Origin of the sequence: Nocardiopsis rhodophaea, assembly GCF_039530945.1 — a bacterium.
GTDB lineage: Bacteria > Actinomycetota > Actinomycetes > Streptosporangiales > Streptosporangiaceae > Nocardiopsis_C > Nocardiopsis_C rhodophaea.
On the sequence record NZ_BAAAPC010000016.1, the window covers coordinates 141,489 to 163,477 of the forward strand.

At 70.2% G+C, this 21,989-nt stretch carries 20 protein-coding genes; 13 read left to right on the top strand and 7 right to left on the bottom strand.

What is annotated here, in order from left to right; translation table 11 throughout:
- Positions 1 to 8: 8 nt before the first annotated feature.
- The 8 genes from ABD259_RS18240 to ABD259_RS18275 all read left to right on the top strand — a co-directional run bounded on the left by ABD259_RS18240 (position 9) and on the right by ABD259_RS18275 (position 9,947).
- Entirely contained in the window at positions 9 to 1,184 is a 1,176-nt protein-coding gene (locus tag ABD259_RS18240; RefSeq protein ID WP_344106407.1) for an acyl-CoA dehydrogenase family protein, read from the top strand.
- A gap of 30 nt (positions 1,185 to 1,214) precedes the next feature.
- Positions 1,215 to 2,729, top strand: coding sequence for an OB-fold domain-containing protein (locus ABD259_RS18245; protein WP_344164117.1), 1,515 nt, complete (start codon positions 1,215 to 1,217; stop codon positions 2,727 to 2,729).
- Positions 2,729 to 3,952, top strand: coding sequence for a lipid-transfer protein (locus ABD259_RS18250; RefSeq protein WP_344164120.1), 1,224 nt, complete (start codon positions 2,729 to 2,731; stop codon positions 3,950 to 3,952). The genes ABD259_RS18245 and ABD259_RS18250 overlap by 1 nt, the downstream gene beginning before the upstream one ends.
- Positions 3,953 to 4,115: 163 nt before the next feature.
- Positions 4,116 to 5,138, top strand: a complete 1,023-nt coding sequence (locus ABD259_RS18255; RefSeq protein WP_344164123.1) for an MBL fold metallo-hydrolase — start codon at positions 4,116 to 4,118, stop codon at positions 5,136 to 5,138.
- 163 nt (positions 5,139 to 5,301) lie between these two features.
- Positions 5,302 to 6,264, top strand: coding sequence for an SDR family NAD(P)-dependent oxidoreductase (locus tag ABD259_RS18260; RefSeq protein WP_344106398.1), 963 nt, complete (start codon positions 5,302 to 5,304; stop codon positions 6,262 to 6,264).
- A gap of 500 nt (positions 6,265 to 6,764) precedes the next feature.
- On the top strand, positions 6,765 to 8,048 hold the full coding sequence (locus ABD259_RS18265; RefSeq protein WP_344106396.1) for a glycosyltransferase family 4 protein: 1,284 nt from the start codon (positions 6,765 to 6,767) through the stop codon (positions 8,046 to 8,048).
- 25 nt (positions 8,049 to 8,073) lie between these two features.
- Positions 8,074 to 8,862, top strand: a complete 789-nt coding sequence (locus ABD259_RS18270; RefSeq protein ID WP_344106531.1) for a class I SAM-dependent methyltransferase — start codon at positions 8,074 to 8,076, stop codon at positions 8,860 to 8,862.
- A complete protein-coding gene (locus ABD259_RS18275; RefSeq protein WP_344164125.1) occupies positions 8,859 to 9,947 on the top strand; it encodes a prenyltransferase in 1,089 nt (362 codons plus the stop codon). Before ABD259_RS18270 ends, ABD259_RS18275 begins: the two co-directional genes overlap by 4 nt.
- Before the next feature lie 260 nt (positions 9,948 to 10,207).
- On the opposite strand, the gene ABD259_RS18280 is transcribed toward ABD259_RS18275, so the two are convergent.
- Positions 10,208 to 13,639 carry a transglycosylase domain-containing protein gene (locus ABD259_RS18280; protein WP_344164127.1) on the bottom strand — a complete coding sequence of 1,144 codons (3,432 nt, stop codon included), beginning with the start codon at positions 13,637 to 13,639 and terminating at the stop codon, positions 10,208 to 10,210.
- 676 nt (positions 13,640 to 14,315) lie between these two features.
- On the bottom strand, positions 14,316 to 15,443 hold the full coding sequence (locus ABD259_RS18285) for a helix-turn-helix domain-containing protein (protein ID WP_344106389.1): 1,128 nt from the start codon (positions 15,441 to 15,443) through the stop codon (positions 14,316 to 14,318).
- A gap of 166 nt (positions 15,444 to 15,609) precedes the next feature.
- Here ABD259_RS18285 and ABD259_RS18290 point away from each other — a divergent pair, with 166 nt between their 5' ends.
- Genes ABD259_RS18290 through ABD259_RS18300 form a run of 3 tightly spaced genes read left to right on the top strand, consistent with a single transcriptional unit; the run spans position 15,610 to position 16,159 of the window.
- Positions 15,610 to 15,741 carry a hypothetical protein gene (locus ABD259_RS18290; protein ID WP_344106386.1) on the top strand — a complete coding sequence of 44 codons (132 nt, stop codon included), beginning with the start codon at positions 15,610 to 15,612 and terminating at the stop codon, positions 15,739 to 15,741.
- Positions 15,738 to 15,956: a hypothetical protein gene (locus ABD259_RS18295; RefSeq protein ID WP_344106383.1), complete on the top strand. Its 219-nt coding sequence runs from the start codon at positions 15,738 to 15,740 to the stop codon at positions 15,954 to 15,956. The genes ABD259_RS18290 and ABD259_RS18295 overlap by 4 nt, the downstream gene beginning before the upstream one ends.
- Positions 15,953 to 16,159, top strand: coding sequence for a hypothetical protein (locus ABD259_RS18300; protein WP_344106381.1), 207 nt, complete (start codon positions 15,953 to 15,955; stop codon positions 16,157 to 16,159). The genes ABD259_RS18295 and ABD259_RS18300 overlap by 4 nt, the downstream gene beginning before the upstream one ends.
- Before the next feature lie 153 nt (positions 16,160 to 16,312).
- On the opposite strand, the gene ABD259_RS18305 is transcribed toward ABD259_RS18300, so the two are convergent.
- The 4 genes from ABD259_RS18305 to ABD259_RS18320 are packed head-to-tail and all read right to left on the bottom strand — an operon-like array spanning position 16,313 to position 18,132.
- Complete coding sequence (locus ABD259_RS18305; RefSeq protein ID WP_412759438.1) at positions 16,313 to 16,855, bottom strand: GNAT family N-acetyltransferase; 543 nt, start codon at positions 16,853 to 16,855, stop codon at positions 16,313 to 16,315.
- A gap of 36 nt (positions 16,856 to 16,891) precedes the next feature.
- Positions 16,892 to 17,422, bottom strand: a complete 531-nt coding sequence (locus ABD259_RS18310; protein WP_344106377.1) for a hypothetical protein — start codon at positions 17,420 to 17,422, stop codon at positions 16,892 to 16,894.
- Positions 17,423 to 17,440: 18 nt separating this feature from the next.
- Positions 17,441 to 17,692, bottom strand: coding sequence for a hypothetical protein (locus tag ABD259_RS18315; RefSeq protein WP_344164130.1), 252 nt, complete (start codon positions 17,690 to 17,692; stop codon positions 17,441 to 17,443).
- A gap of 17 nt (positions 17,693 to 17,709) precedes the next feature.
- Positions 17,710 to 18,132: an ArsR/SmtB family transcription factor gene (locus ABD259_RS18320; protein ID WP_344164133.1), complete on the bottom strand. Its 423-nt coding sequence runs from the start codon at positions 18,130 to 18,132 to the stop codon at positions 17,710 to 17,712.
- Positions 18,133 to 18,235: 103 nt separating this feature from the next.
- Between ABD259_RS18320 and merA the strand changes: the two genes are divergently transcribed.
- Together merA and merB are read left to right on the top strand one after the other, a co-directional pair.
- Positions 18,236 to 19,642 carry a mercury(II) reductase gene (gene merA, locus ABD259_RS18325; RefSeq protein ID WP_344164136.1) on the top strand — a complete coding sequence of 469 codons (1,407 nt, stop codon included), beginning with the start codon at positions 18,236 to 18,238 and terminating at the stop codon, positions 19,640 to 19,642.
- 29 nt (positions 19,643 to 19,671) lie between these two features.
- Positions 19,672 to 20,319 (top strand): organomercurial lyase MerB, encoded by a 648-nt coding sequence (merB, locus tag ABD259_RS18330; protein WP_344164139.1) that lies wholly within the window; start codon positions 19,672 to 19,674, stop codon positions 20,317 to 20,319.
- 519 nt (positions 20,320 to 20,838) lie between these two features.
- Here the strand turns inward: merB and ABD259_RS18335 are convergent.
- A partial coding sequence (locus tag ABD259_RS18335) for an HNH endonuclease (RefSeq protein ID WP_344164142.1) occupies positions 20,839 to 21,989 on the bottom strand: 1,151 nt, incomplete at its 5' end.

Consider the following 21,989-nt stretch of genomic DNA (forward strand, 5'->3'; position numbering starts at 1 on the left):
GCCCCCACATGTTCATCGATCTCACCGGGGAGCAGCGCGAACTCCGGGACCACCTGCGCGCCTACCTCTCCACCGTCATGACCCCGCAGGAGCGCGCGCACCCCACCGACCCGGCCGTCTACAAGCGGGTCATCCGCCGCATGGGAAGCGACGGCATGCTCGGCTGGGGCTGGCCCTCCGAGTACGGCGGCCGCGGGTTCGGCGCCGTGGAACAGCAGATCTTCGTCAACGAGGTGACCCGCGCCGAAGTGCCCTACCCGCTGGTCACCCTGCAGACCGTCGGCCCGGCCCTGCTCCACCACGGCACGCCCGAGCAGAAGCGGCGCTTCCTGCCGGGCATCCTGTCCGGCGAGACCCACTTCGCCATCGGCTACACCGAGCCCGAGGCCGGAACCGACCTGGCGTCGCTGCGCACCACCGCCGTGCGCACCGACTCCGGCGACTTCCTCGTCAACGGGCAGAAGATCTACACATCCGGAGCCCACCTCGCCGACCACATCTGGCTGGCCGCACGCACCGACCCCGGCGCCCCCAAGCACAAGGGCATCTCGATCCTGATCGCCGATACGGCCGCGCCCGGCTTCTCCTGGACCCCCATCGTCACCGCCGACGGCCACCACCACACCAACACCACCTATTACTCCGATGTGCACGTGCCCGCCGACCGTCTCGTCGGCGAGCTGAACCGCGGCTGGCGGCTCATCACCGACCAGCTCAACCACGAGCGGCTCACGCTCGGCCCCTCCGGCAACATCGGGCACCTCTACGACCGGTTCCTGGACTGGGCGCGGTCGACGCCCCTCCCCGGCAGCGCGGACGGCCGACCGCTGGTCGACGAGCCGGCCGTGCGGCGCGCCCTCGGCCGCGTCTACGCATATCTGCGCGTCAACGAGCTGCTGAACTGGCAGGTCGCATCGACCATCGACACCGGCTGGCTCGGCGCCGCCGACGCGTCGGCGAACAAGATCTATGGATCGGAACGGCTGCAGGAGGTGCCGCGGATCATCGCCGACACCGTGTCGCGCTACGGCGACCCCGCCGACCCCCGGACCCGGGACCTGCTCGCCCGCCTCGACTCCGCCGCCAAGGGAGCCCTGGTGATGACATTCGGCGGCGGCGTCAACGAGGTGCAGCGCGAACTGATCGCCACCCTCGGCCTGGGCCTCCCCCGCGCGCCGCGCTAGGCGCGCGCCAGCGGAAAGGACATTCTCCCCGTGACCGTTGACAGCACAGTGGACACAGTGGACGACGCGTTCCACGCCCGACTGCTGGAGCTGGCCGCCGCCGCCCGCGAACGCGGGGAGGTGGACGGCGGCACGGCACCGGACCCGGTCAATACGCCCATGGTCCGCCACTGGGTGCGGGCGATGGGCGATGCAAACCCCGTCTACCTGGACGAACAGGCCGCGTGCCGGGCGGGGCACGACGGTCTCGTGGCGCCCCCCGCCATGCTCCAGGTGTGGACGATGCGCGGATACCGGGACCCCGCGGAGAGCAACGGGCCGGACGACGGCGCCGAGCGCCCCGAGAGCGCGGTCGATGATCTCCTCGCCTGCTTCGCGGCGGGCGGTTACGCGGGCGTGGTCGCGACCAACTGCGAACAGAGCTACGACCGCTATCTGCGCCCGGGGGAGCGGCTCCGGCTGACGACACGCTTCGGCGACCTGACCGGGCCCAAGCGGACCGCCCTGGGTACCGGATACTTCCTCACCTGGCACACGACCTGGTACAGCGGGGACGAGCGCGTCGGGCGGATGCTCTTCCGAGTGCTGAAGTTCCAGCCACCGAAACGCGAGGCGGCCAAGGACCGTCCCGCCACGGCCACCCGCCCCGCCGCCCCCGACTCGACCGACTCCACCGGCTCCCGTGTCTCGGCGTCCGCCGCCGAGCCGGCGGGCTATCCCCTGCGGCCCGCCCGCAACGTCGACACCCACTTCTTCTGGGACGGGGCCCTCGTCGGCGAGCTCCGCATCCAGCGGTGCGCCGACTGCGGCCGCCTGCGCCACCCGCCCGGCCCGATGTGCCCGTCCTGCCACTCCACCGCCCGGGAGCACGTCGTGGCCGCGGGTACCGGGCGGGTCTTCAGCCACGTCGTTCACCACCATCCGACCGTGCCCGGCCGGACATCGCCCTACGTGGTGGCGGTCGTGGAGCTCCCCGAAGGGGTGCGGATGGTCGGCAACATCCTGGGCATCGCTCCCGAGCGCGTCCACGCGGGGATGCCGGTCCGGGTGGACTTCGAACGGGTCGACGAGGACCTGGTCCTGCCCCAGTGGCGGCCTTTGGAGAACTCCGCCGGACCGGAGGATCCCTCCGCGAGCACGCTGCCCACCCTGGAACTGGCGATGACGCGGACGTCGATCATCGCCCAGGCCCTGGCCACCCGCGACTTCCAGGACATCCACCACGACCCCGACCGGGCGCGCGCCCAAGGGTCGCCCGACATCTTCATGAACATCCTGACCACGCAGGGACTCGTGGAGCGCTGCGTCACCGACTGGGCCGGGCCCGCGGCGCGCGTGCGCTCCATCGCCATCCGGCTCGGCGTGCCCAACCACGCCGGGGACACCTTCTCCCTCGCCGGGGCGGTGACCGAACGGGAAGGGGCGCGGGCGACCGTGGCCATACGCGGGACTAACACCATCGGGACCCACGTCACGGGGACGGTCGTCGTCGACATGCCCGACGCGGGCGATCCGGCCGTGGACGACGCCGGGGAGGAAAGCTGATGTCCCTGGCGCGCGCGGCCTCGATCGCCGGTATCGGTGCCACGGAGTTCTCCAAGGACTCCGGCCGGAGCGAGCTGCGGCTGGCCGCGGAGGCGGCGGTCGCCGCGCTGGACGACGCCGGTCTGCGCCCCGCCGACGTCGACGGCATGGTCACCTTCACCCAGGACGCCAATGCCGAGATCGCCGTCGCCCGGGAGATCGGCGCGGGGGCGCTGCGCTTCTTCAGCCGGGTGGACTACGGCGGCGGCGCTGCGTGCGGCACGGTCGCGCAGGCCGCCATGGCGGTGGCCACCGGTCAGGCCGAGGTCGTCGTGGCCTACCGGGCGTTCAACGAGCGCAGCGGGCGGCGCTTCGGTCAGGTCACCCCGAAGGCGCTGCGCGCACCGACGTCGCAGGGGCTGGAGATGAGCTGGCACGTGCCCTTCGGTCTGCTCACCCCGGCCGGGTGGGTGGCCATGTCCGCCCGCCGCTACATGGACGTCTACGGCGCCACGAGCGAGGACTTCGGCCGCGTCGCGGTGGCGGCGCGAAGGCACGCCGCGACCAACCCGAACGCCTGGTTCCACGGTCGCCCGATCACGCTGGAGGACCACCAGGCGTCGCGCTGGGTGGTGGAGCCGCTGCGGCTGTTCGACTGCTGCCAGGAAAGCGACGGGGGTGTCGCGGTGGTGGTCACGAGTACCCAGCGCGCCCGCCACCTGCGGCAGCCGCCCGCGGTCATCGCCGCGGCGGCGCAGGGGTCGGCGCCGGATCAGATGATGATGACGTCGTACTACTCGTCCTGCTCCACGTACAGCTCCACCAACTCCACGTACGGCTCCACCGGCCCGGCCGACGACATGGCGGGGCTTCCGGCGATGGGGATCGTCGCCGAGGGGCTGTGGCGCGGCTCCGGGCTCACGCCGGGCGATATCCAGACGGCGGTGCTCTACGACCACTTCACCCCCTTCGTCCTGGTCCAGTTGGAGGAACTGGGCTTCTGCGGACGCGGGGAGGCCCGCGACTTCGTCGCCGAGGGCGGCGTGGAGATCGGCGGCCGACTGCCGATCAACACCCACGGCGGGCAGCTGGGCGAGGCCTACATCCACGGGATGAACGGCATCGCCGAGGCGGTGCGCCAGGTACGCGGAACGGCGGCCAACCAGGTGGAGGAGGTGGCCAACGTGCTGGTCACAGCGGGGACAGGGGTGCCGACGAGTGGCCTGATCCTGAGCCGCGACTAACGCACCCGGAGGTGGCGTCCGCCGATTACCCCGGGGCTGCCGCTTCTCTCTGACCGGCCGGTACGTACTCTAGAATCCGATTCGGTTTAAATCCGGACACCACACGAGTGAGCACGGACCCGGCGGACGCCCGCACTCGGCGGGCGAGGAGAGGGGCGAGAACATGCGGGAGACGCCACCGGTGGAGGACCTCGGCGGAGGGATCTGGAGCATTGGGGTGCCGATCCCGGACAACCCCCTGGGCTACACCCTGGTCTACGCGCTGGAGAGTCCGAGCGGGCCTGTCCTGGTGGACGCCGGGTGGGAGCACGAGGAGTCGTGGCGGGCGCTGAGCGCCGGTCTGGAGCAGATGGGGTCGAGCGTCGCCGACGTGCACGGCGTGGTCGTCACCCACTTCCACCCCGACCACACCGGGCTGGCCGGACGCGTGCGCGAAGCGTCGGGGGCCTGGGTCGCGATGCACCAGGCCGACATCGACCTGCTGCGGCACATCGATTCCCTGGGCGCCAGCGGACAGCGCGAACTGGAGGTGCGCCAGCTCCGCCTGGCCGGGGCCACCGAAGAGGAAGTGGACCTGTGGGCGCGGCTGGACCCACGCCTGGACCCGCCGCAGATGCCCGACCGCCCGCTGGTGGACGGGGAGCTCGTCGACGTGCCCGGCCGCAAGCTGCGGGTGGTGTGGACGCCCGGTCACTCCCCCGGCCACATCTGCCTGCACCTGGAGGACGGCGACCACCTGTTCACCGGCGACCATGTCCTGCCCGGCATCACGCCGCACATCGGGCTGTTCCCCTTCGACGAGGAGCACGACCCCCTCAGCACGTTCCTGGACTCCCTGGCCGGGCTGAGCGAGCTGGGCGCCACGCAGGTGCTGCCCGCGCACGAGCACCGGTTCACCGGGGTCGGCCCGCGCGCGGCCGAGATCATCGCGCACCACGAGGAGAAGCTGGGCCTCCTTGCCAAAGCGCTGGGCGAGGACCCCGCGACGCTGTGGGAGCTGGCCTCGGCGCTGCCGTGGCGCCGCCCTTGGGCCGACATGCACGCCCTGGCCCGGCGGATGGCAGCCTCGGAGACCGCGGCCCACCTGCGCACCCTGGAGCGAAGAGAACAGGCGGTCCGGCACACCCGGCCGGAGGGCGTCCTGGAGTGGACGGCGTCCAGCATCACCCCGGCCACCAGGGGGTGAGAAGGAGGGGAGCGGGTCGCACCCGTTCGCCCGGCGTTCCCCTCCTCATTCGAACCCCTCCTTTTCGCGACTCTTGTTTCCGAGACCCTTCTTTCCGAACCTCCCCCGGAGACGCATACTAGAACGCGTTCTACCCAACGACCGGCCAGGCGGGAGCTCGCAGATGAGCACAACCGGACCCACCGACCCCTGTCCCACCCCCTCCCACCAGCCGGACCGGTCCCACCGGGCCGGCCAGGGCGGCGCGGACACCAGCCTCGACGGCAGGGTGGCCGTCATCACCGGCGCCGGGCAGGGCCTGGGCCGCGCCCACGCCCAGGCGCTGGCCGCGCTCGGCGCGCGTCTCGTCCTCAACGACCTCGGCGGCGAGGTGGAGGAGGTCGCCGCCGGAATCCGGGCGGAGGGAGGACAGGCCACGGCGCTTACCGGCGACACCGCCGACATCGGGCACGGCCGGGAGCTGGTCGACGCCGCCGTCGAGGGCTACGGACGGCTCGACATCCTGGTGAACAACGCCGGGATCACCCGGGACCGGATGCTGTTCAACATGTCCGAGGAGGAGTGGGACGCGGTCGTCCGGGTCCACCTCAAGGGGCACTTCAGCACATCACGCGCCGCCGCCTCCTATTGGCGGGCCCGGGCCAAGAGCGACGGCGGCCCGGTCTACGGCCGCATCCTCAACACCGCCTCGGAGTCCTTCCTCCTCGGCTCACCGGGCCAGCCCAACTACGCGGCCGCCAAGGCCGGAATCGCGGCCCTGACCACCGCCTCCGCCCAGGGGCTCGGCCGCTACGGCGTCACCGCCAACGCGATCTGCCCCCGCGCCCGCACCGCGATGACGTCCGACGTGTTCGGCCCCGCCCCCGACGCCGGACCGGACCCGCTGGCCCCGGAACACGTCACGCCACTCGTGGCCTACCTCGCCTCCCCCGCCGCCGCCCACGTGAGCGGACAGGTGTTCGTCGTGCACGGCGGGGTCATCGGCGTCATGTCCCCGCCCTCGGTCGCCGCGACCCTGCGCGCCGACGGCTGCTGGACCTCGGCCGACCAGGTGGCGCGGGCCTTCACCGGAGCCGATCTCCCCGCCCACGGCTTCGTGGCCACCGACGTGCTGGAACTGACGTGAGTCGCGCGGGTCGACCGGTTCCCCACCCGGCCGCCATGAATCCGGCGGCCCCGGCGCGGGCGCCCTGTCGGCGGCACCACATTCCGCCCGCGGTCGCCGGGCGCACGGGCCACCGACCATCGGGGTTTTGTCCCGTCATAAGATCCACGTACTGAATATCCGCTAGTGACGGCCAGGTATTAAACTGGCCGGTAACATCGCGAGCGCCCCAGCTCCGGCCCGAACGACCCGCCCTTGAGGGGTGGCGGGGGTCAACGGCGGTTGGCCGCTGGGAAGCGGGCTGTCGACGAGGCCGGCCCCGAGCGAAACGGACCGCCGCGGGGGTGCCCCCGAGAAAGGCGGGTCCACGAGCGACGAACGAGGTGAACTGTTGACCGTGCCGGCCGGAACCGCGTCGCCGACGCTCGCTCCGCAGCACCTCGCCTCCGGCGCGCGACCGGGAGTTCCGCGAGCGACAGCTCTCCACACTCACCCCGCACCCCTGCCGATGGGTTGGACCTATGCCGCATCCTGAACGTCCCCTGCGCGTCGCCCTGCTCTCCTACCGCAGCAAACCGCACTGCGGTGGGCAGGGCGTCTACATACGCCACCTCTCCCGCGAGCTCGCCGCGCTCGGCCACCGCGTCACCGTCTTCTCCGGCCAGCCCTATCCCGAACTCGACGAGGGCGTCATCCTGGAGAAGCTCCCGAGCCTGGACCTCTACAACGACGCCGACCCGTTCAAGGCGCCCCCGATCACCCAGTGGCGCGACTGGATCGACATCCTGGAAGTCGGCACGATGTGGACCGCCGGGTTCCCCGAGCCGCTCACCTTCTCCCTGCGCGCCCACCGCGAGCTGCGCCGCCGGCGCTCCGAGTTCGACGTCGTGCACGACAACCAGACCCTCGGCTACGGACTGCTTGGGCTGCAGGCGAACGGCTTCCCCCTGGTCACGACCATCCACCACCCCATCACCGTGGACCGCCGCATCGAGGTCGAGCAGGCCACCGGGTGGCAGCGCCTGTCCAAGCGGCGCTGGTACAGCTTCGTCGGGATGCAGGGCCGCGTGGCCCGCCGCCTCCAGCCCATCCTCGTCCCCTCGCAGTCCTCCGCTGACGACATCGTCCGCGAGTTCGGCGTCCGCCACTCCGCCATCGGCGTCGTGCCCCTCGGCGTCGACACCCGCTACTTCCACCCGCGCCCCGAGGTCGACCGCGTTCCCGGCCGCCTCGTCTGCGTGGCCAGCGCCGACAGCCCCCTCAAAGGCGTCGCCACACTTCTGCGGGCCGCCGCCAAGCTCGCCACCGAGCGCGAGGTCTCGGTGACCATCGTCAGCAAGCCCAAGCCGGGCGGCCCCACCGACCAGCTCGTCGACGAGCTCAGCCTGCGCGACCAGGTCACCTTCGTCAGCGGGATCGACGACACCGAACTCGCCGGGCTCATCTCCAGTGCCCAGGTCGCCGTCGTCCCCTCCCTCTACGAGGGCTTCTCGCTCCCCGCTGTCGAGGCGATGGCCTGCGGGACGCCGCTGGTGGCCAGCCGCGCCGGGGCGATCCCCGAAGTCGTCGGGGACGACGGCGACGCCGCGCGGCTCATCACCCCCGGCGACCCCGAGGAGCTGGCCTCCGCCATCGGCGCGCTTCTGGACGACGACGCGGAGCGCACGCGCATGGGCGCCGCCGCCTGGCAGCGCGTCCAGGAACGGTTCACCTGGCGGGCGGTCGCCAAGGCCACCGCCCACCGCTACGCCCAGACGATCGAGGACGCCCAGGCCCGCCCCAACGGCCTGACCTCACGCCTGTGACCAGCACGACCCGAAGGAGCCCGCCCTGATCACCGTCGACTTCACCCTGTTCCCCGTCGGACCGGGGAACCGCGTCCTCGACCTCGGCTGCGGTGGCGGCCGACACGCGTTCGAGGTCTACCGCCGCGGCGCCGACGTCGTGGCCTTCGACCAGAACGAGAACGATCTCGCCGACGTCGCCACCATGTTCGCCGCCATGCGCGCCGAGGGCGAGGCCCCCGCCGGGACTGAGGCCGAGACGGTCAAGGGCGACGCGCTCGACATGCCGTTCGACGACGGCACGTTCGACCGGGTCATCGCGTCCGAGATCTTCGAGCACATCCCGCACGACACGCTCGGCATGAAGGAGCTGTACCGGGTGCTCACGCCCGGCGGGATCGCCGCTGTCACCGTCCCCAGCTGGCTCCCCGAGCGCGTCTGCTGGGCGCTGTCCGAGGACTACCACACCAACGAGGGCGGCCACATCCGCATCTACACCCGCGCCGAACTGGAGGCCAAGCTCAAGGCCACCGGCTTCCAGGTCGGCCCCCACCACCACGCGCACGCGCTGCACGCGCCCTACTGGTGGATCAAATGCGCGGTGGGCACCGACAACAACGACCACCCGCTGGCCAAGGCGTACCACAAGCTCCTGGTCTGGGACATGATGGAGGCCCCGGCGGTCACGCGCGTCACCGAGCGCCTGCTCAACCCGGTCATCGGCAAGAGCGTCGTCGTGTACCTGCGCAAGCCGCTCGACACCGAGCGCGAATCCGACGGCGCCTCCCCCGCGGCCTCCGCGGCCCACGGCGCGACGATTCGGGACCACGCATGAGTGATGCCTCGCCCGGGCTACCCGCTGTGCCCGGCGTGCTCGACGCCGCCGACATCGCCCGCTCCGCCGGGTACCTGCTGTCCACCCAGACACCCGAGGGCGCCATCCCCTGGTTCCCCGGCGGGCACCTGGACGTGTGGGACCACGTGGAGTGCGCCATGGCGCTGTCCGCCACCGGCCACCTGGAGGCCGCGCGCCGCGCCTACGCCTGGCTGGCCGGTGTCCAGGACATCGACGGCTCCTGGCCGGCCAAGCTCCGCCACGGCGAGGCCGTCAACCCGATCCGCGAGGCAAACCACGCCGCCTACCCGGCGGTTGGCGTCTGGCACCACCTCCTCATCACCGGCGACGAGGCGTTCGCCCAGAAGATGTGGCCGGTGGTCCGCGGCGGCATCGAGTTCGTTCTGGGCCTGCGCACCGAGCGCGGCGAGATCCAGTGGGCGCGCGACCCCGGGGGACAGCCCGGCGACCACGCGCTGCTCACCGCGTGCGCCAGCATCCACCAGGCGCTGCGGTGCGCCGCCGCCCTGGGCGACCGGCTCGGACGGCCGCAGCCCGACTGGGAGCTGGCAGCGGCCCACCTCGGCCACCTCGTCGCCGAGCACGAGTCGGTGTTCGCCGACCGCAGCCGCTACTCGATGGACTGGTACTACCCCATCCTGGGCGGGGCCGTGCGCGGCGCCGCGGCCAAGGAGCGCGTCAACGAGCGCTGGGACACGTTCGTGGTTCCCGGGTTGGGCATCCGGTGCGTGAGCGACGAACCCTGGGTCACCGGTGCCGAGACCTCCGAGCTGGTGCTGGCGCTGGCGGCGATGGGAGAGACGGAGCTGGGAACACGTCTCCTCGCCGACATCCAGCACCTGCGCGACCCGGACGACGGCGCCTACTGGACGGGCTACCAGTACGTCGAGGACGAGAACTGGCCGGTGGAGCGCAGCACCTGGACGGCCGCCGCGGTGATCCTCGCGGCCGACGCCCTGTGCGGCGCCACTCCGGGCGCCCGCGTGTTCACCGCCCCCGAGCTACCAGCGGAGACGGGCCCCGTCTTTCCCGAGTCCTGCGGATGCGCGGCGCTGGTGCGGTAAGGCGCTGAAGCGCGGCCGGTTCGGGTCCGGCCGCGCTCACCGACCACCCCCACGCAAAAAACGGTGGCCGGGTCCCCATCCTCCAGGGACCCGGCCACCGCCTTTTTCACGTGCCCAGGGCGGCATGCTCATTGGTCTGGTTGGTGCCCCCGCGGTAGGGAAGCCGGACGCCCATGCTGAGGCCCTCCTCAGCGAATGCGGCCCTCCGGCTCACCTCCGACACGATCGCTCCGTGCCGGACCGCGCCACGGCTACCAGTTTCAACCAGGGCCCACGGTCCCTCCGCCGCCCGGCTGCGGAATGTCGCCGCCCTCGTTGCCGTCTCCGCCGCCGAGGTCGTCGCCGCCACTGCCGCCGCCCGGGTCGGGCTCCTGCCCGCCGCCAGTGCCGTCTCCCCCCGAGGGCGGGGGCGTGTCACCGCCGCCGTCACCGTTGCCATTGCCGCCGCCGTTACCGGTCCCGTTACCCGTCCCCCCGTTGTCCGGCGGAAGCTGCGGCTGCGGGTCGGGCTGCTGCTGGCCCTGGTTCTGCGGCGGGCTGTCCCCCTGGGGCTCGGGGTTGGGCGCCCAGTTCTCGATGGTGCCGTCGCCGCTGCGCCCGGGGAAGGACTCGATGTCCTCGTTCTCCATGGCCCGGGTCATGAACTTCTGCCAGATGGACGCGGAGAGCGAACCGCCCTGGACCACTCCCCAGCCGGGAACGACGACGGACTTGTTGTCCGTGCTGTAGACCGTCATCGCCGTCGCGAGCTGCGGCGTGTACCCCACAAACCACGTGGCCACGTTCTTGTCCGTCGTACCGGTCTTGCCGGCCGCGGGGCGGCCCAGAGCGGCGTTACTGCCGGTACCGCCGTTGACCACCGTCTCCAGCGCGTAGGTGACATCGTTGGCGACATGCTCCGGGAACGCCTGGTTCCGCTTGACCTCCGGACGCTCGTTCTCGCCGTCCTTGTTCTGGATCTCGCGGACGACGTGCGCCTCGATGTACTCACCGCCGTTGGCGAACGTCGCGAAACCGTTCGCCTGGTCAATGGGACGGAGGCTGGAGATGCCCAGGGGGAACGAGGCGGCCGCCTTCTGCTTGTCGGTCATCCTGCTGGCCGGGATACCGGCGGCTTCCGCGGCGGCCGCCGTCTTGTCCCCGCCGACCTGCTTGTTCAGCCGGGCGTAGGCGGTGTTACTCGACTTCGCGGTGGCCTGGGCCAAGGTGAGCGGCCCATAGCTGCGGCCACCGGCGTTCTCGATCCTCTGATTGCCCGGGAGATCCATCGGCGAGCTTCCGTCCACCACACTGTCGACGCTGTAGCCCTCCTGGAGCGCCGCCGCCAGCGTGTAGGGCTTGAACGCCGAACCGGCCTGCGCGCTGCCGCTGAACGCGCTGTCGTACTGGTTTTGGATGAAGTCCTTGCCGCCGTAGAACGCCTTGACCTCGCCAGTGGACGGCTCGACGGAGGCCATTCCCGCCCGGATATGGTCCGGCAGGGAGTCCATGCCCGAGGTGGACTCCACGGCCTCCTTCGCCTCCTTCATGAGGTCTTCGTCGAACGTCGTGACGATCTTGTAGCCGCCGCGGTTGATGAGGTCCTCGTTGTAGCCGAGCTTCTCCAGTTCCCGCATGGCCTGCTGGAACATGTAGCCCTTGTAACCGCTGAGGTCGCTCTGCGGCGTCTGCTCGTCCGGCGTGGGGAACTCGGCCTTGTCGGCCTCGGCCTGGGTGATGCCGGTTTCGGGGTCCTCGCTGTTCAGCTCGACCATCCCGTTGATCACGTACTGCCAGCGGGACTCCATGCTCGGCGTGTAGTCCTCATCGGCCTGGCCGAACAGACTGGGCTGCTGGATGGCGGCGGCCAGGAACGCCGCCTCCGAGGCGTTCAGCTCACCGACGTCCTTGTGGAAGTACGCCTGGGCGGCGGCCTGGATGCCGTAAGCCTGGCGACCGAAGTAGATGGTGTTGAGGTACTGCTCCATCACCCACTTCTTGTCCTTGGACTGGTCGACCTTGAGCGAGATGACGATCTCCTTGACCTTTCGGGTGATCGTTTTGTCCTTGCTCACACCGTCGTAGTAGCCCCGGACCATCTGCTGGGTGATGGTGGACCCGCCCTGGACCTGCTGGCCGGTGACCGTCGACCACACGGCGCGCAGCGTTCCGGTGACCGAGACGCCCGGCTCCGTCCAGAACCCCCGGTCCTCGGCGGAGATGGCCGCGTCCTGTACCACCTCGGGGATCTCGTCGTACGTCAGCGGCTCGCGGTCCGTCCCGCGGTAGGCGAACTCGGTCTCGCCATCGGCGTAGTAGAAGGTGGATCCCTGTTCGGTGGCGGCGGCCTTGGTGCCGTCGGGGACGGGGATGGTCGCGTAGGCGACGCCGAAGCCGATCACCCCGAGCAGCACGCAGAGACCGACGCCGATGAAGGTGCCCAGGGTGAGGCGCAGCCACAACGGCTTCTTCGGCTTGCCGCCGCCCTTCATCGCGGAATTCTTCTTGGCCTTCTTGGCCTTCTTGGCCTTGGTGGCGGTCGCGATCCCGCCAGCGGCGGCCGCGGCCGGGGAGTCACCGTCGGCGGGGTCGGCGCCGCTGCCGGACGCACCGGGGATGTCGAAGGTCGCGGTCGTTTTCGACGCCTGAGCGTCGTTCGTCGCGTCGGGGGTGGGGGTGGGGGTGCCAGCGTCGGCAGGTGTACCGGACGAAGCCGCGGCGGCGCCCGCCGCGCTCGCTGCCGCCGCGCCGAGCCCCGCGGCAGCGGCAGGAGCGGTGACGTCGGTTTCCGTCTTCTCCGGGTCCGATCCATCGGACCCGCCCGATGCTACGGAGGCGTCCTCGTCGGCGGATGCGGCGGGGTCCTCAGCACCGTCGACGTCACTGGAGGCGGGGGACCCCTCCGAGCCAGCCTTGGGCGTGGAGGCCATCGCCGCGGCCGCGTCTGGGTCGTCGTCATCATCGTCGTCCCAGACCGGTGTGAAGGCGGCCGTGCCTTCCGGATCCCAGACGGAGTCGTTCTCGGCCTTCTCGTCGGCGTCGGTGATTCCGTCGTCGTCTAGCGGAGAGGAGGCGGAGGAATCGTCGGCGCCGTCGCCAACGGAGGTGGGATCAACGGCCGTCACGACGGTGACGATGGTGTCGTCATCCGTGTCGTCTGGCTCGTCGACGTCGTCGTTGCTGTCGGCGCCGCCGCCCGCGGCCCGTTCCGCGTCGGCATTGGCGTCAGCGCCGTTGCCAGCACCGTCGCCTGCTTCGGGGATCGACGCGGCGGGCTCGTCGCTCACACCGATCCTGCCGTCGGCGTCGAGACTGTAGCCCTGCTCGGCGAGGGTACGCGCGACCCGGTCACGGAAGAAGCTTCCGCTGTCCTTGAATGCGCTGGGAGAGGAGGGATCGTCCTCTTCGGCGTCATCGTCCCCCGCGTTCTGGTCACTGTCACTGGACGGGTCGAACCAGCCGAAGCTTTCAGACGTGTCTTCGACGCCGGGCTCCCCCGCTGAGTCAGACGTCGTAGTTTCGGTCACCCCGTTGGCGCGGCCCTCATCGTTCACCTCGGCGTCCGCCTCCGGAGAGGCGGCGCCGACCTCATCCGGATCGGAGGCCCCAGGCTGGTCGGTGCCGACGTCGACAATGTCGTCGCTGTCCTCCGCGTTGTCAGCGTTATCCGTGTGTGTGTTGGGCGTTGAGTCCTGGGGTTCGATACCGTCCATGGCCGCAGCTTCGTCGTTCTCGGGCGTGTCAGCTTCAGGGCGCGGCTCGTTCTCGCCGCCGCCATATGTGCTCTCACTCAGTTGGTGGCCCCCTGGCACTCTCGATCCCCCAGCATGCGACATCGTTCACACGTAACTACGCGTGCATGGGTCGAATCGGTTCCACGAAAATCTGGATCGGTACCGGCGTTGCGGGGGATACCGCCGCTACCCTCCCGGAACACGATACCTTTCTCCGCCTACCACAAAGCCGTCCAAGAGCGTCGTAGGCGGGGTTCTCATCGCCCTCTTAGATGCAAGGTCCTGCGCCCGAAAACCCCACAGGCGGGGGAGACGTCAGGTGTACGGCTCCCCCACATCCGTGAGCGCCTGCCTGCCACGTGGGCCGGATCCGGGGAGCGGCCGCCGACTGAGCAGTGTGTGCCATATCACTCCACCCCCGCGCAGGGGGGACTCACCCCGCCACTGCCAGTCAGCGGACCTGCGCCTTGCCCGAGAACTGAGCCGGGGTTCCACAGTCAAGCGAGAAACGGTTGAGGCCGTACGCGGCCTCAACCTCCATGTGGAACCCGACCAGCTTGTCGCGTTCCTCTGCCCGAATAGCGCTGGCAAGCCCCGCCAAAGAACGTGACATCAATATGGCGCGGAGGTAAGGCGACACCGGGATACCGACCTCCTACGCGACGTATCGAACCTCGCGCGCCAGGTCCGACAGCCACAGCGGGGCGTTCGGATGATGCGTAATCCCGCTCAGTGCGCTGCGGAGCCGCCTCCGGTTACGGCCTGAACTCACCACATCGAACATGGGTGGGATGCTGGCTAGCTCCGCCTCGCAGTCACGCCATGCTTGTACCGCTGTGTACGCCATCACGAGCGACACGCGATAGTAGAGGGCTCCCCGACCGTTCGGTCGGACGGCAGCAGCCAGCTCGGCAGCGCGCTGCAACTTCGGCAGAGCGGCGCCCGCGTCCCCCAGCCTTAGCAGCGCTTCGCCTTCATGGCCGGACAGCTCGCACTCGTTCACCCACCATGTCCACGCAGGATCGCGAGTCCTGATCGATTCCGCCATAGCCCCCCGTGCGGCGTCCAACTCGGCGAGGGACCGGCGACGATCATCAGCGCGAGCAAGTGCGCGTCCCTTGCGGATCCGTGCCAGCAATGCGACGCGTGGGGGAATCCGTGGTTGATCGAGAAGTTCATCGGCGATGCGCAGGGACTCCCCAGGTCGGCCGGCTTCCAGGTCCATCATGGCGAGGTTCGTCAACGCGAATCGCTCCATGGACCGGTCTCCGGCATGCCGGGCCAGCATGTGCGCTTCGAGCGTCGCAGCTCGGCATGCGTCGTGCCGGTTCGCGTCGAATAGCAGCCAACCCGCCAGCTCGGCCACCTCAGCGACTGTCACCAGGTAGTCCCGCTGGTGCTGTTCGGGAATCACTCCATTGTCCAGCTGGCGTTGTCCCGTCTTCCATACGCGAACGGCAGCCGGGGCGATTTCGTCACCCCCGTAGCGGCCATCGTGGGCTACGAAGTACCGCACAGTGTCACGCATGTGCGCGATCTCGCCCTCAACGCCGGGGGGCTCCTCGGATAAGACCGTTGTAGGTTTCTCTGCTGCCGCAATCAGCTCACCGTTCGCTTCAAGCAGCTGGTCCAGAGCCGCAGCGAGTTGAGGCGATGGCTGCTGCTTCCCGTTGAGCGTGCGCGACAGATATCCGACGTCGTACTTCAACTCGCGAGCTGCTGAGCGCATGGACATGCCGCGCACTTCTAGCGCGGCGCGTGCACGCGCTGAGAAGTCGGTCATTGGGGGCTCCGAGGGGTGTTGACCGCGTTGACTTTCAGCTTAGTCAACACTCGTCAACTCCCACCGGGAGATCCGTGCGGCTAAGCATGGACAGACGAGACCCCGGCGAGTCGTGGTGGGACAGGACTCCCGGGGCGCGGCCACCAGCTACGAGGGAGCTAGTGACATGTCCATCCTGCCATCACGGCGGAGCCGCCGTATCCGCCCCTACGTCGTGGTCCTGGAACAGTGGCGCGCGATCGAAGGCCACCGCTTCCAGCAGTTCGCCGCTCTGGCCGGTGCGGAGGTGGCCCGGTGACCGCCACTGTTCGCGTCGTCCTCGGCGACATCACCGTGATCTGCGACCCGCAGTCTTCGCCCCTGCTGCGCTACACCGTGCGCGGACTCGGCGGCCGGATCGTGCGCCTGCGTGCCCCGCGCGGGGAGGTCTACCGCGCTCTCATCCGTGAGTGCGGGCTCGCCCGCGCCGACGCCGCCCGGCTTCTGAACCAGCTGGACGGGGGCGCGCGATGACGACCTATTTCGAGGTCCACCAGGCCGCCACCATGACCGAACTGCGGGAATGGGCCACCACTCACGACGTGGCGCTCACTCGCGGGGGATACACCCTTGACGGCCACGTCATCTACAGCGCGACGTGCGGTCCCGTCACGATCGTCGTCGTCAGCTCGGAGAGGGACCCCGGTCCGATCGTGTGGCGGTCGCCCTTCGAGTAGCCCGAGCCCCGCGCGCCTCCTACGCCGACCGACCGCGTGAGGCGCGCGGACCTCCCCCAAGGGTCGGCGACGGCACCTACTGAGACGACGAGCTGCCAAAGACCTGACCACTCGCGGGGTGTCGTCAAACGCCATTGCTGTCCGACGGCACCCCTACCAGACATCACCCTCACGCCAGTCACAGGTCAGTTCGCCCGACAGGTCCAGCGGAACCGCAAGAGGGAAGACGTAGACGCAATCGTCCTCCTCCTCAGTACGCATGACGCCCGAGGGGGTGAGAGCCGAGGTCGGGCCCTGCCACCGCTTCCAGCCGCGCGCCGCGTAGAACTCCGCAGCCGCATCGGTGGCGGCCAGCGCGCCCAGATCGTAGGCGCCGCGAATCACCTGTTCCAGCGCCTCCATCATCGCCGCGGCGTGACCGCGCCGACGCCGGTCCGCGCGCACTCCGACACCCTCGACATAGCCCGTGCGCAGTGCCTGCCCCCCGTGCAGCAGTCGGCGCTGGACCACGGACGCATGCCCAACCAGCTCGGCGCCCTCCCACACCAGGGCATGCGTTCCGCCCAGGCAGTGCTCCCAGTCGTGCCCGGTCAGCTCCCCATGGAAGACGTCCTTCAGGAGGGCCCGCGCGGCAGTGAGGGCGGCGGGATCCAAGTCCGCGGTGTGGGCGGTGCGCAGCTCCGTCATGCGGTACATCGTGCCATTTCCCCCGGTCTCATCCACGGAAAGGCACTATTTCCGCACCATCGTCCGCTTTCGAGAAGGGAGACGCGCCGACAGCGAGAAAGCCACCGTGGCGACGACAGCCGCCACCGCGACGACGATGACCGCGGTCTGGTGGGCCTGGACCCAGCCGGACAACTCTGCGGCCAGGCGTTCGCCCCCGAACGACGTACTGCCCGGCCGTCCGGTGGCGGCCGGAAGCCAGTAGTAGGCAAGGTAGAGGCCGCTGGCCATGAGGACGGCGCCACTCACGCGGGCGGTGTAGCGGGCCAGGCCGGTGATACGTCGGGTGAGCGCGCTTCCGGCCGAAGACACCGACACCGCCAGCAGCATCAGCAACACAGCCGATCCGGCGACGTAGGCGGCCAGCACCCCCAGCAGCCCAATGACGCTGGAGGCGGCGGTGGCCTGGGCAATGACGGCCAGCAGCACGCCAAAAGTGCAGGCCATCGACGCGGCCGCATATGCGGCGCCGAACACCATCAGTCGTCCGGCGCCTGCGGGGGACGGCAGCGCGGCGCGCCAGGCGGTGCGGGCCACGGCTGGGGGGTGAGGACTTCATTGCTTGCGGAAGTCCTCACGGGGCAGAGTGGGGCGGGGCGGGCGGCAGTCGGCGTCACCGCCGGTGTGGCGGCGCGCCAAGATGAGCCAGACCGTGGCGGTGAGCGCGAGCAGGGCGCCGCCGATGAGGTAGGGGTTAACCAGGAGGGCGCCGACCAGGCCGAGACCCCCAGCGGCGATCAGAACGGGGGCAGCGCAGCACAGCACCATGGCCGCGGCGATACCGATGAACCCCACATAGGACCGCATGGTCGGTCCCTCCCTTCTCAGTGCTGGTGGGCGTCGATGCGGTCACAGCAGGCCAGGGCGGCACGGTTGTCGGCGGCCAGGGCGTGGGCGAGCACGACGAGGTCGGCCACACGCGGGTCAGCCACCCTGTAGTAGGCGCGGCGGCCCTCGCGGCGCGCGGCGACGTATCCGCAGTCGGCCAGGCACGCCAGGTGGGTGGAGACTCGCCCCTGCGACAGACCGACATGCTCGACGCACTCGGTGACGGTGTGCTCGGCGTGCAGGAGGAACTCCAGCAGCCGCAGCCGGGTGGGGTCGCCTAGCGCGCGGAAGAATTTGGCGACCGTATCGGGCCCTGCCTCGTGGTCAGGCAACAGTGCCTGCCGCACGGCCAGAGCCTGATCGGGCGCATTCGCCATGTCGTCGTTCAACGCGGTGGCACGCTCCTCCGGACGGCTCACGTATTTGCTTTAGCGAATACTATGCTGGCAGGATACATCCGCCAAAGCAAATACAAGCAGGGCAGTGCAGTGCCGTGATCGGTGCTGCGAGGAGGAATCGGCCATGTTTGATCTCGCGGTCATAGGGTCGGGCGGCGCGGCGTTCGCCGCCGCGATCGCCGCGCGGCGCAAGGACCGGTCCGTCGTGATGGTGGAGCGCTCCACGGTCGGTGGGACGTGTGTCAACACCGGGTGCGTGCCCTCCAAGGCGCTGCTGGCCGCCGCCGAGGCCCGACACGTCGCCCTGGAGGCGGGCCGGTTCCCCGGCATACGGGCCGACGCCGAGGACGTGGACCTCGCCGAGCTGATCGGCGGCAAGAACGCCCTGGTGGACGACATGCGCTCTGGCAAGTACGTCGACCTGGCCAAGGAATACGGCTTCGACATCGTGGCCGGCCACGCGCGCTTCGCTGATGACGGCGCCGACCCGGTACTGGATGTGACACTCTCCGACGGCGGAACGCGGCGCATTGAGGCCGCCCACTACGTCATCGCCACCGGCTCGGCACCATGGGCACCGCCCATCGACGGGCTCGCTGACGCCGGATACCTGACCTCCACGACCGCCATGGAGCTGACGGAACTGCCCGGCTCGCTGCTGGTGGTGGGCGGTAACTACATCGGCCTGGAACAGGCCCAGCTCTTCTCCCGCCTCGGGGTGCACGTCACGGTGGTGGAGATGATGGACCACCTCGCCCCCACTGAGGAGCCCGAGGCCGGTGCGGCTATCACCGAGGTATTCGCCGACGAAGGCATCGCGGTGCGCACCCGCGCCACCGTCAACGAGATCCGGCGTGCGGGCGGCCGCGTCGCGGCCACAGTCGACGGCGAACAGCTGAGCTTCGACGAGGTACTGGTGGCCACTGGACGCCGCCCGGTCACCGGCGACCTGAATCTGGAGGCCATCGGGGCCGCGACCGGCACGCGCGGCGAGGTCATAGTCGACGCCCACCTGCGCACCGCCAACCCCCGCGTGTGGGCCGCCGGAGACGTGGCCGGCCAGGCCCAGTTCGTCTACGTCGCCGGAGCCCAGGGGGCCATGGTCGCCGACAACGCCTTGGAAGGCGCGCAACGCTCCCTGGACTACTCCGCCCTGCCGCGGGTGACCTTCACCAGCCCCGCCATCGCCGCCGTCGGCATGACCGACGCCGACGCCGAGCGTCAGGGCTTGGAGTGCGAATGCCGCGTCCTCGGCCTGGAGAACGTCCCGCGCGCGATCGTCAACCGCGATACCCGCGGTCTGGTCAAGATCGTCGCTGAGCGTGGCAGCGGCCGCGTGCTCGGTGCCACGGCAGTGGCCGGAGGGGCGGGGGACGTGATCGCCGCAGCCGTCTACGCCGTTCAGGAGGGCATGACCGTCGACCAGGTGGCCCGGACGTGGTGCCCGTATCTGACCATGGCCGAGGGGTTCAAGCTGGCCGCCCAGACGTTTACCCGTGATGTGGCCAAGCTGTCCTGCTGCGCCTCCTGAGCCCACCGGCCAAAGAAGGAGCCACAGAAATGACCACAGACATCGACACCCTGACCGCCCGCCTCGCACGCACCCTCGACAGCCTCGACGGGGACAGGGCCTCCGTGCAGCTGTTGCAGCCGCTGCTGCGGCTACTTGCCCGCGGCGAACCCGTGTCGATCGAGGCACTCGCCGCAGCCACGGGTCACACCGTCGACAAGGTGCGCGAGACCCTCGCAAAGCAGCCCGATACTGAATACGACGCTGTCGGCCGGATCATCGGCTACGGCGTGACCATGAAGCCCACTCCTCACCGGTTCGAGGTCGGCGGCCGCACCCTGTACACCTGGTGCGCCCTGGACACCCTGGTCTTCCCCGCCGTGATCGGAGTCCCCGCCGATGTGACCTCACCCTGCCGCGCCACCGGCGAGCCGGTACACCTCACGGTCGAGCCGGACCACATTACTGGACTCGAACCCAGCGCTGCGGTGATTTCCCTGGTCACGCCGGACCAGTGCACCTCAGTCCGGACCGCCTTCTGCGACCAGGTCCACTTCTTCACCTCCCGGGACACGGCCACCGAATGGCTTAGTGACCATCCTGGGGGCACCGTGATGGACGTCAGAGACGCCTTCACTGTCGGTCAGCGTCTCATCCAGCCTCCTTTGGGCGGGGCCGAGGAGTCCGCCTGCTGCTGAACCCCGGCCGGGCCGGGAGGATCACGGCTGGGCGCTAGCATCCTGTGGCCAGCTGCGGTTACTCATCACGAGCAGCACTGAGAGCGCAGGGGTGCCGGTCCCGCACAGGCACGTCAGAGTTCGCATCGAGAAGGCGGCCTTCGCTCCGGTATCGCTCCCGTTGAGGAATCCTTGTGCCCCATGTCCTCCTTGCCCTGATCGGACACTGCACGGCTGCAACCGCCCACCACCGTCCAGCGCCGCCCCCATCGATCCGCACGCCCGCTGAGGTGGACCCGCGCCTCTTTCTGAGAGCCGGGCCCCACCTCCCAACCTCGCGGCGAAAAAGGACGGGGTCCCCGCGGATCAGCTGTGAAACCCCACCCGCTCTCCATGATCCGTCGGGTTTTGCTCGTTGATCGACTGGCCAGCATGTTGGCCGCGCGAAGTTCGGATCAGCTCTGGGCTGTGGGCATGCTGCTACCCCGCCGGGCTTCCCGCCCGGCGGGTCATCTATTCAGCTTCGCGCGCTCCGATCGATCAACACCAATCCGGATCGCCGGACCCCTCACCCGGTCCGCCCTCCGCGGCCGGAGGGCGGGCGCCCCGGCCCGGCCGCTTGCGCTGCTCGGACCCGGGCTGCCCCGACGCCCGCGGGGGTGGTGGCTTGGGCTTCTGGCCGGGCCGGGGCCCCCAGCCCCGCTCCCGCGCCCGACGGTGCTCTTTCTCCAAATTATGGAACCGGCACAACGGCTGAGCGTTATCCAGATCCGACCGGCCCCCGTCCCACCACGCGACCTTGTGATCCACCTGGCACCACGCAATCGGCCGATCACACCCGCCCTGCCACGCGCACCTCTGGCGCTGCGCCATCAACGCCGCCCGCACCGCCGGGCTAAACAACCGCCGCGAGCGCCCCACATCCAACGGCGCCCCACTGGCCGGGTCGAGCACCACCCGCCGCAGCGCGCAATCGCCCGCCTGCGCCCGCACCGCCGAGGCCGGCCACAAGGTGCCATACTCACTCACCGCCGGGGACGCCCCGCTCTGGCCTTGGAGCAGGTCCAGGCCCACCACCACCGCCACCGGGGCGGCGCCCGCTGTGCGGCGCGGGGCCTGGCCGGGCGCAAGCTCTACCACGCTCTGGCACATCTCGATGAGCGCGTCATGCGTGCGCTGATAGCAGGTGCGCTCGTCCCCGTGCTTGCCCGGCGGGGCCAGGAACGCATCCAGGGCGTTGCGCAGCACGTCCCCGCTGGCCTCATCGCCCCAGGCCTCCAGATGGAAGGAGTCATCCATCCCCCGGGTCAAGCGGGCTCCCCGGCCCGCGTAGCGGTCCTGGTACTCCTTTTCCTGGCGGGCCGGATCCAGCGTGTAGCGCAACCGCCGCCCGGCCTGGTCCAGCCCCCGCACCGTCACCGCGGGCTGTGCGGCCAGCCCCAGCAGCGGCCCCTCCGCAGCATGCACAAACCCCGCCGCCTCCGGCCACACCCCCACCGACCGGCACGCCAGCCCCTCATTCACCCAGTGGCTGATGCGCTCCAGCTCGGCCAGGGAGATCTCACCGTGGGCGTGCGCCTGCTCGGACTCCTCCAGGTGCGGGCTGCGGTGGGCCAGTTCCGCTATCTGGCGCGCCTCGCCCGGAGACCGGTCGGCGACATGCTGCAACCAGTGCGACAACCGGAACTGGC

Coding starts and splice junctions, on each gene's coding strand:
- ABD259_RS18255 (WP_344164123.1), top strand. CDS start 4,116: ATGCGGGAGACGCCACCGGTGGAGGACCTCGGCGGAGGGATCTGGAGC.
- ABD259_RS18280 (WP_344164127.1), bottom strand. CDS start 13,639: ATGGACGGTATCGAACCCCAGGACTCAACGCCCAACACACACACGGAT.
- ABD259_RS18285 (WP_344106389.1), bottom strand. CDS start 15,443: ATGACCGACTTCTCAGCGCGTGCACGCGCCGCGCTAGAAGTGCGCGGC.
- ABD259_RS18315 (WP_344164130.1), bottom strand. CDS start 17,692: ATGCGGTCCTATGTGGGGTTCATCGGTATCGCCGCGGCCATGGTGCTG.
- ABD259_RS18290 (WP_344106386.1), top strand. CDS start 15,610: ATGTCCATCCTGCCATCACGGCGGAGCCGCCGTATCCGCCCCTACGTC.
- ABD259_RS18305 (WP_412759438.1), bottom strand. CDS start 16,855: ATGTACCGCATGACGGAGCTGCGCACCGCCCACACCGCGGACTTGGAT.
- ABD259_RS18265 (WP_344106396.1), top strand. CDS start 6,765: ATGCCGCATCCTGAACGTCCCCTGCGCGTCGCCCTGCTCTCCTACCGC.
- ABD259_RS18240 (WP_344106407.1), top strand. CDS start 9: ATGTTCATCGATCTCACCGGGGAGCAGCGCGAACTCCGGGACCACCTG.
- ABD259_RS18275 (WP_344164125.1), top strand. CDS start 8,859: ATGAGTGATGCCTCGCCCGGGCTACCCGCTGTGCCCGGCGTGCTCGAC.
- ABD259_RS18250 (WP_344164120.1), top strand. CDS start 2,729: ATGTCCCTGGCGCGCGCGGCCTCGATCGCCGGTATCGGTGCCACGGAG.
- merB (WP_344164139.1), top strand. CDS start 19,672: ATGACCACAGACATCGACACCCTGACCGCCCGCCTCGCACGCACCCTC.
- merA (WP_344164136.1), top strand. CDS start 18,236: ATGTTTGATCTCGCGGTCATAGGGTCGGGCGGCGCGGCGTTCGCCGCC.
- ABD259_RS18260 (WP_344106398.1), top strand. CDS start 5,302: ATGAGCACAACCGGACCCACCGACCCCTGTCCCACCCCCTCCCACCAG.
- ABD259_RS18300 (WP_344106381.1), top strand. CDS start 15,953: ATGACGACCTATTTCGAGGTCCACCAGGCCGCCACCATGACCGAACTG.